The sequence below is a fragment of the Roseateles subflavus genome, from assembly GCF_030285365.1.
GTDB lineage: Bacteria > Pseudomonadota > Gammaproteobacteria > Burkholderiales > Burkholderiaceae_C > Roseateles_B > Roseateles_B subflavus.
This window is the reverse complement of the sequence record NZ_JASVDS010000014.1, coordinates 1-4,313: the sequence shown is the minus strand read 5'-3', so window position 1 is coordinate 4,313 and position 4,313 is coordinate 1. Positions and strand designations below refer to the sequence as shown.

At 67.5% G+C, this 4,313-nt stretch carries 1 protein-coding gene; it reads left to right on the top strand.

Annotation, left to right across the window (positions count from 1 at the left end):
• On the top strand, positions 1-4,313 hold a 4,313-nt coding region (locus QRD43_RS22630), incomplete at both ends, for an amino acid adenylation domain-containing protein (RefSeq protein ID WP_285984785.1).

The window sequence follows — 4,313 nt, the reverse complement described above, 5'->3', positions numbered from 1 at the left end:
GCGCGGGGCCATCGGCGAGATCTGCATCGGCGGGCAGGGCCTGGCGCTGGACTATCTGAACCAGCCCGAGCTGACGGCGCAGGCCTTCATCGCGCATCCGTTCAAGCCCGGCCAGCGGCTGTATCGCAGCGGCGACCTGGGTCGCTGGCGCGAGGACGGCACGCTGGAGTTCATGGGCCGGCGCGACCAGCAGGTCAAGCTGCGGGGCTTCCGCGTGGAGCCCGGTGAGGTGCAGAACCGGCTGCAGGAGCATCCGGCGGTGGCGCAGGCCGCCGTTGTGGTGGACCAAGCGGAATCGGGGCACAAGCGCCTGGTGGCCTATTACACGCTGGGAGAGGGCGAGCAGCCCTTGTCGCCGCAGGATCTTCGCGAGCATCTGTCCGCAGAACTGCCCGATTACATGGTGCCCAGCGCCTTCGTCCAGCTGCAGGCCTTGCCGCTGACGGCCAACGGCAAGCTGGATCGCAAGGCTTTGCCGGCGCCGGACCAGGAGGCGCTGGTCGCCCGGGGCTATGAGGCCCCGCAAGGCGAGCTGGAAGAACAACTGGCCGCGCTGTGGGCCGAGCTGCTGCAGCTGCCCCGCGTGGGGCGGCATGACAACTTCTTCGAGCTGGGTGGTCATTCGCTGCTGGTCATGCAGCTGGTGGCCAGGCTGCGCCAACACCTCGGCCTGGACGTGACGGTTGCCGATGTCTTTGCATGGCCTTCACTGGCGGCGCTGGCCGCGCACGCTGAAAAGTCGCATCCGAGCGACGCCGCCCAGGATATCTCCATCACCCGTCCCGCGAAGCTGCCGCTCTCCTTCGCCCAGCAACGGCTGTGGATGCTTGCGCAGATCGACCCCGATGCGAACGCTGCCTACAACATCCCCTTGGCATTGCGCCTGCGCGGTCCTCTGAACGAGGAGGCCTTGGCGTCGGCACTTGCGGCGGTGGTGAGGCGTCATGAGTCCCTTCGAACCCGTTTCGAGCTCGACGAGGATCAGCTGTTCCAGCGCGTTGAGCCGGACGTCGTGCTGCCGATGGAGCGCATCGACCTGCCCGGGTCGTCCACCGAAGCGCTGCGCCAGCTTGCTGAAGAGGAGGCCGGCATACCTTTCGATCTCCGGACCACGCCTCTGCTCCGCGCCAAGCTGCTGAGGGTATCGGCCGAAGACCACGCACTGCTGCTCACACTCCACCACATTGCCGCCGACGGTTGGTCCATGGGGGTGCTCATGCGTGAGTTGTTGGCCCTCTATGCATCCGCACTGAAAGGGACGCAGTCAGCGCTGCCGCTGCTGCCGCTGCAGTATGCCGACTACGCACTGTGGCAACGCCACTGGCTGGAGCGGCAGGCTGATGTGCAGCGCCGCTACTGGGTCGACACCTTGACGGGTGCGCCCGCGCTGCTGACCTTGCCCTACGACCATCCCCGGCCGGCGATGCAGGACTACACGGGGGGCAGCGAAGCGGTGGAGGTCGATGCCGACCTGGTTCACGCGCTTCGCCAACTGGGCCATCAGCAGGGCGTGACGCTCTACATGGTGGTCCTGGCCGCTTGGGGGCTGGTCCTGGGGCGGCTTTCCGGCCATGAGGATGTGGTGATCGGAACGCCGCTGTCGAATCGGCCGCGGACAGAGTTCGAAGGGCTGATCGGCCTCTTTGTCAACACGATGGCCATCCGTCTGGATCTCTCGGGGAATCCGTCGGTCAATGCCCTGCTCGCGCAGGTCCGGCGCCAGGTGCTGTCGGGCCAGCAACACCAGGACATGCCTTTCGAGCAAGTGGTGGAGGCCCTGCAGCCGCCGCGCTCGACCGCCCACACCCCGCTGGTCCAGGTCATGCTGTCCTGGCAGGACATGCCCGACGGCGATCTTCAGTTCGAGGGCGGGCTGCTCGTGGAGGGACTCGGCACCGAGCTGCGCAAGGCGCAGTTCGACCTGTCGCTGGAGATCGGCGAGCACGCAGGCTGCCTGGCGGGGCATCTGAACTATGCGAAGGCGCTGTTCAAGCCGACGACCTTGCGCCGATTCTGGGACCATGTCCTGTGCGTTCTGCGCGCCATGGTCGCGGACAGCACCCAGTCCATCGATGCCATCAGCCTGCTGTCGCCTTCGCAGCAGCGCTTGCTGCTCGAGCAGTTCAATGCCCCGGTGGGCGAGCTGCCGGTCGGTCTGATCCACCAGCGCTTCAGCGAACAGGCCGCCCGCACGCCGGAGGCCCTGGCCGTGCAGTTCGGCGAGCATCAGCTGAGCTACCGGGCGCTGGACGAGCAGTCCAACCAACTGGCCCGCCATCTGATCGATCGCGGTGTGGCGCCAGGCAAGTTCGTGGCCTTGGCACTGCCTCGCAGCGTGTCCATGGTCCTGGCCATGCTGGCCGTCCTCAAGGCTGGCGCCGTCTATGTGCCGCTGGATGCCGGCCAACCCGCCCAGCGCCTGCAGTACCTGCTGCAGGACATTGAGCCTGTCCTGATTCTTCAAGCCCCGGACGCGTCCGGGGCGCCGATCTTGCCGACCGGCTGTGACCGCCTCGTCCTGGCGGATGGCGCCGTGGGGCCCTGGACCACTGCATCCCGTGCGCCGGTGACGGTGACGGCGCCTTCATCGCTCGCCTACGTGATCTTCACCTCCGGGTCCACCGGCATGCCCAAGGGCGTGATGGTGAGCCACCGCGCAGTGCTCAACCTTCAGCAGGCCTTGAGCCAGCGCCTGGGTCTGGATCGCCCCTTGCGCATGAGCTTGAATGCCCCCATGAGCTTCGATGCCTCGGTGCAGCAGCTCTGCCAGCTCATGGCGGGCCACGCGCTGATCGTGGTGCCGGAGGAGGTCCGCACCGATGCTCAGGCGCTGGAGCAGTTCCTGATCGACCAGTCCATCGATGTGCTTGATGCAACGCCGACGCAGATGAAGCTGCTGCTGGCACAGGGGTGGTCGCAGGGCGAGTTCCACCGTCCCGCGCTGCTGCTGATTGGTGGAGAAGCCATCGATGAGCCGCTGTGGCAGCAACTGGCCGCCTTGCCTGGCACCCGGGCGTTCAATGTCTACGGTCCTACGGAATGCACCGTGGACAGCACGGCGGCGCTGATTGCCGCGGACAGCGCGCCGAACATCGGCCATGCGCTGAGCAATGTCCGTCTGTATGTGCTGGACGCGCAGCAGCGCCTGGTTCCGCCCGGTGTCGTGGGCGAGCTTTTCATTGGCGGTGCCGGGGTGGCGCAAGGCTACCTCCGCCGGCCGGAGCTGACGCAGGAGCGCTTCCTGGCCGATCCCTTCGTGCAGGAGGCGCAGGGCGGGGCAGGGCGGATGTACCGCACCGGCGACCTGGTGCGCTGGCGTGAGGATGGGGTGCTGGAGTATGTAGGCCGCAACGACGCGCAGGTGAAGCTGCGAGGCTACCGCATTGAGCTGGGCGAGATCGAGGCGCGCTTGCTGGCGCAGCCTGGCGTGCGCGAAGCCGTGGTGTTGGCTCGCGAGGACGAGCCGGGGCACAAGCGCCTGGTGGCCTACGTGGTGGGGGAGGACACACGGGCGGTGGAGGCGCTTCGCCAGGGGCTGGAGCGGGAGCTGCCCGGCTACATGGTGCCCAGCGCCTTCGTGCGCCTGGCGGCGCTGCCCCTGACACCCAACGGCAAGCTGGATCGCCGGGCGCTCCCTGCGCCGCAAGGCCATGACCACGCGCTTCGCGCGTACGAGGCGCCGCAGGGCAGCGTTGAAGCACGGCTGGCAGACCTGTGGGCCGAAGTGCTGCAGCTGCCGCGCGTGGGTCGTCTTGACAACTTCTTCGAGCTAGGCGGGCATTCGCTGCTGGCCGTGACGCTGATCGAGCGCATGCGCCAGGCCGGTCTGGCCAGCGACGTGCGAGCGCTGTTCAGCACACCCAGCCTGGCGCAGCTGGCTCAGGGGTTGCAAGGCAGCTCCGAGCAGCTCCGCGAGGTCGAGGTCCCGCCCAACGCCATCCCCGAGGGAGCGACCCACATCACGCCGCAGATGTTGCCGCTGGTGACGCTGACCGAGGCACAGCTTGACGCCATCGTGGCCCGCGTGCCGGGCGGCGCCGCCAATGTGCAGGACATCTACCCCCTGGCACCGCTGCAGGAAGGCATGCTGTTCCATCACCTGATGGCGGCGCAGGGCGATGTGTACCTGCAGGACGTGCTCTTCAGCTTCCAGGAGCGGGACAAGCTGGACCGCTTCGTGCAGGCCCTGAGCCAGGTCGTGCAACGCCACGACGTGCTGCGCACCGCGCTGCACTGGGAAGGCCTGGACGAGCCCGTGCAGGTCGTCTGGCGAGAAGCACCTTTGCTCGTGCAGGAAGATGCTCTCGATCCTG